The sequence below is a fragment of the Pseudoalteromonas sp. Isolate6 genome, from assembly GCF_022398435.1.
Taxonomy (GTDB): Bacteria; Pseudomonadota; Gammaproteobacteria; order Enterobacterales; family Alteromonadaceae; genus Pseudoalteromonas; species Pseudoalteromonas galatheae.
Window position 1 is genome coordinate 1 of record NZ_JAKEVK010000286.1, and the last position, 4581, is coordinate 4581.

At 44.8% G+C, this 4581-nt stretch carries 6 protein-coding genes and 2 rRNA genes; 6 read left to right on the forward strand and 2 right to left on the reverse strand.

Annotated features, from left to right (window positions below; translation table 11 throughout):
* Positions 1-230: 230 nt before the first annotated feature.
* Genes L1D50_RS21745 through L1D50_RS21770 form a run of 6 tightly spaced genes read left to right on the forward strand, consistent with a single transcriptional unit; the run spans position 231 to position 3675 of the window.
* Positions 231-539, forward strand: coding sequence for a hypothetical protein (locus L1D50_RS21745; RefSeq protein WP_239966808.1), 309 nt, complete (start codon positions 231-233; stop codon positions 537-539).
* A 40-nt stretch (positions 540-579) separates the two neighbouring features.
* Positions 580-2172: a hypothetical protein gene (locus L1D50_RS21750; RefSeq protein WP_239966809.1), complete on the forward strand. Its 1593-nt coding sequence runs from the start codon at positions 580-582 to the stop codon at positions 2170-2172.
* Positions 2165-2380: a hypothetical protein gene (locus tag L1D50_RS21755; RefSeq protein WP_239966810.1), complete on the forward strand. Its 216-nt coding sequence runs from the start codon at positions 2165-2167 to the stop codon at positions 2378-2380. Before L1D50_RS21750 ends, L1D50_RS21755 begins: the two co-directional genes overlap by 8 nt.
* 30 nt (positions 2381-2410) lie before the next feature.
* Entirely contained in the window at positions 2411-2758 is a 348-nt protein-coding gene (locus L1D50_RS21760) for a hypothetical protein (protein ID WP_239966811.1), read from the forward strand.
* A 43-nt stretch (positions 2759-2801) separates the two neighbouring features.
* Complete coding sequence (locus L1D50_RS21765) at positions 2802-3227, forward strand: hypothetical protein (RefSeq protein WP_239966813.1); 426 nt, start codon at positions 2802-2804, stop codon at positions 3225-3227.
* Complete coding sequence (locus L1D50_RS21770; RefSeq protein ID WP_239966815.1) at positions 3199-3675, forward strand: MucR family transcriptional regulator; 477 nt, start codon at positions 3199-3201, stop codon at positions 3673-3675. Before L1D50_RS21765 ends, L1D50_RS21770 begins: the two co-directional genes overlap by 29 nt.
* A 424-nt stretch (positions 3676-4099) precedes the next feature.
* Here the strand turns inward: L1D50_RS21770 and rrf are convergent.
* Together rrf and L1D50_RS21780 are read right to left on the reverse strand one after the other, a co-directional pair.
* Positions 4100-4213: ribosomal RNA gene (rrf, locus tag L1D50_RS21775) — 5S ribosomal RNA — on the reverse strand.
* 190 nt (positions 4214-4403) lie between these two features.
* Positions 4404-4581, reverse strand: a 23S ribosomal RNA gene (locus L1D50_RS21780); the annotation flags it as partial.

Consider the following 4581-nt stretch of genomic DNA (forward strand, 5'->3'; position numbering starts at 1 on the left):
ACGATGACTAATGATGTACTTACGTCAGTATGGCCAAGTTCGTGCAAGCGCAACCCTGGAAGACAAGTTCTTTGGAATGTATGGACAAACATTGGGTTGTACTCAGGTAATGAGGTCATTGGCACATTTCCGGATTTAGAATTTGCCGTGCACTCATCTAGGGAGCAGTCATCTACATTTCTGCACGAGGGCGACTATCTATACTTTAATAATTCTCGGTGGCCGATACTATGAGCATAGTAATACCGCATCAAACTAAGCACAGTCTGTTATTAAATACAAACTTCAGTGTTCTAGAAGTCCGAGGAAGTGTTGAAGGTAGTAGCCCTGAAGGTGCTCGACAACTGATACAGTTTATCACCCGCTCAACTATGACGAAGACTGGGCAAACTATGGCTAGTAACAACTCGTTTGATTTTGTTTGTCAGTCACCAGAGCCTTTGATTGTGCTGGGTATCGATCTGTCCAATACCTACGCCGCAGTGGTTGTTGATAATGTAGAGCCTGCCGTTCGAGAGCCATCAATTGATAGTAATTGAATTTTATARGCCAAGGTCGAGAAGTATCAGCCCAATTATATTGGATTTTAATGGTACGACTCCACCCCCTGTTGAAGATAAAGAGGTTGCTGCATTTTGGGATATAGGGTACTCGAACAATCTAAATTTTGAGGTGCTGGCTACACTGCAATACGGCAATTCTGGCTCAAATGAAACCGTTCTTTCTTTGGGTTGGGCTAACGCTGACACCCTGCATATTGATGTGAACCAACGCTGGTATGCTCAACCGGTGACGAGTGAGAGCCAAACATCAATTAATTGGTTTAATAAAATGCCAACCATCATGTATGAATACGTCCAAAAATGGAGCACTGGTGCAATTGAGCAATTTGAAACGATTCAAATATGGCGGGAAGCATCACAACATGAAACCGCACTTCGCATCCATTACGGGCCGAGTGAACGCGCATATATTTGCTACCGAGTAAAGCATCCTCAAAAAGGCCGTGTAATTGTGCGATTTGATAACGCGCTGAATGCTAGCCCGCAGATAGGCAAAGTTAAACTCAGAATGTCTCCCTATGAAAAAATCTGCTACTGGGGGTTACCTGGTGGGCCAGTTCGCTCAGATGATGACATTCCCCCCATTGATTCAAAAATTCCAATAGAGCCACAGATACAGAGATATTACATCATGCAACCATCAATCAGCTGTAATCGACTAAGTGATGATTTAAAAATACTGATAAATAGTATCAACATTACATGGCAACGTGGCCAGTTTGCTGCAACGGGCAACATCAAGTTTTGCAGCAGAATAGATATGGAGCGTGCGATTGGCCAACAGTTAAAATTGGTCATTAATGGATATGAGTTTGTGGTGATTTGTGAGCAACCCAGTACAAGCAATCGGTTTGCGAATAATAGCTATAGCGCATCGATACGCTCAAGATTTGCAGAGCTGGCTGCACCGTATCAGCGGGAGCGTAATTACGTAAACACCGTAGATAAGTCGCTTGCAGGTATCATGACCGACATTTTAGAAAATACAGGTTGGACGTTAGACAACAAAATGATTGATTACCCAATCCCTGAGGGGGCGTTTTCGTATCGAGGATTGACGCCAGCGGCTGCACTATTAAAAGTAGCCAGCAGTATTGGTGCGATATTGGACATTAACGACACAACCAAAACCGTCTCAGTTGTGCCTGAGTGGCCAGTTAATCCGTGGAGCACAGAGCAAGCAACACCTGATGTCATTCTCAATGATGCTCTAATATTAGAGCACAATACACGAGACACCATTCAGCCTGAGCACAACGTTATTTTTGTGAGAGGTGAACAACAAGGTGTAGCGTGTAAAATCAAACGTCAAGGCACACCCGCGACTGATTACGCTCGCGACATCGTAGATAATCTAATCACCGACGTACAAGCCGCGCGTCAACGTGGCACATGTGAACTAGCAAGAAGTGGTAACAAACGAACCGCAACCATTCGGACCAAACTCAAAGCTGACCTGCCACCAATCAGACCTGGCATGTTATTAGGTGTAAGGTTCGAAGATGAGCTATACAAAGCAACCGTGGACTCACTGGCTATCGCTGCCAGTATCAGTAACCAGGGCGCGATTATGGTAAATCAAACAATTCAGGCGGTACGCAATGTCTAACACACTAAACAGACTCGGATCGGTCCTCTCTGGCACACAGCGCAGTATAGTAAAAGTGCTAACAGTTAATAATGATGGCACTACCACAGTAGAGCACAGCGACGGGACAACCAGCCGCGTACTGGGTGATAGTGTTCAAGAAGGCTCTGCATATATAGAGAATGATCGCATCACAGGGCAAGCACCGGACTTGCCGTATAGTGACTAGGCGGAACCTAGACTAAAAAGGAAACTTACCATGACTACAATCAATACTACTCTTACAGCACGTCAAATCGCAGAGCAAACAGTTTCAATCCTTGAGCGCTTCTATACTTCAAATCAAAACGACATCAGTGTTGGAATTACACTGGATGGTGACGTTGACTATACCCACAATAGCAGCGACAGTGATTTGGTTGCTATTGAGTTGTTCAATACGCAAGACGGTTTTGATTCACTAGGTGATTACGATTCTGAATATGATGAAAGCGATGATGAATTTTGGACGGGCGAAGTGAAAGACGCAATGACAGAGTGCTTCATGGAGTGGAACCGCGAAACGCTTGAGTACAACGAAGACTACACCATCAACCTAGCTAAATAACTCAACTAACTAGGCGGCTGAGGTCGCCTTTTTAAGGTGTCTTATGAATCAAACTAAATTTAATGCTTTTATCAAAGCCGCTGAGTCCATCAATGCTGATTATGCTTCGGGCTACCGCCGAGGGTTAAACCGCTTTAAACATGGTGACAACTTTGGCACTGAGCAAGAGCATGAAATATGGATGGCGCTGGGGTTAAATGGCGATCCTCGCACTGAGCTTGGTGAAGGTTATCGCGATGGTGCTGAGGGGAAAGCGCCCCGAGGCTTTCATGCGAACTTGGGTAACATGAACGCAAAAGGAGAGCTGGACTTAGATACGAAAATACAAATGCGCGCTAATAGCCAAATCAAAGCCGCTTTGGTGAAGAAAGCCCAAAAAGAGGGTATGAAGCTTGGTCCTTGGATGATCAAAACCTGCTTGGAAGCTAAAGAGAGCAATAATGACTCCCAAGACTGCAAAGAAATTTAACACACTCGCTGAAGTTGACGCCTATCTAAGCGCCAAAAAGCTTCAATGTTTGGAGTGTGGTAAGTCATTCGTGATGCTTGGTAAACATTTAAAGTCACATGGTATGACACCCAAGCAGTACAAACTTAAGTGGGGCATACCACAGGAAAGAGGTCTTGCAGGCGTTGAGTACCGTCAAGCGCACAGCGATAAACTCAGTGCGATGAGAGAGGAAGGCAAAATCAATCATGATCATCTTGCTGATGCAGCCAAGCGCATTGATTATGACAGCCGAACTGCGTTAACGTCAGCAAGCAAAGCGGCACACATTGAGTTTTTAGCACGTGAGCAGCCATACAACGCTCACCGGATCTCTGACGGTGGAAAAAGAGCCAATGGTAAGGACGCTACAAGAGAGCGTGAATACCAGCGCCAATATCGAACCAAAAAACGAAACAGCCCACCCTAGTGGGCTTACTCTTTCGCTCTTCTTAGCTACCCCAATTACTCTAAGTAACTCAAAGGAAAATCACCTTTAATATTGTTAAACTTTATTAGAAATAATTAAATTGTGATTTTTCGCGGTTTTCGCACAATTTTCCCTAAGTTTTCGCGCGCGGCATCATACATGGATGTACTAATGTCGATTAGCTCCATGGATGAATGCTGTTAATCGACCTTTAATAAGGCCCTGGCTCGCTACGAACTAGGATGTTTTACTCTCTTTGTTTAGAAGCCTAATAGCTCGGCGGGTAAACCACCTCCGACCACGCTGGTCAGTGCTGATGCTGTGGTAGGAGCGAGTTTACCTCGCGAGATTTTATATCTCAAATCTCTATTCCCCAAACAGCAAAAAACCCGTCGCATCTCTGCAACGGGTTTCTTTAATAAGGCCCTGGCGATGTTCTACTTTCACATGGGAAACCCACACTATCATCGACGCTGTTTTGTTTCACTTCTGAGTTCGGCATGGGGTCAGGTGGTTCCAAAACGCTATAGTCACCAGGAAATCTGGGTGCAAATGTCTAATGACATCGTGCYTCGCACGAGCATTCCATTTGCGCAAGGTGAACCGATTTCGCGATACCGCTGAGGTTGGTCACCTYGTTTAATTCTTAAATCTGGAAAAAGCTATTAARTTCTTCTGTCTACTTYAGTCTATTAACTTCTGTCGCTTATAAACCACTTTGGCGTTGTATGGTTAAGCCTCTCGGGTAATTAGTACGAGTTAGCTTAATGCCTCACAGCACTTCCACATCTCGCCTATCAACGTTGTAGTCTTCAACGGCCCTTCAGTTGACTCTAAGTCAAAGTGAGAACTCATCTCGAGGCCTGCTTCCCGCTTAGATGCTTTCAGCGGTTATCAGTTCCGAAC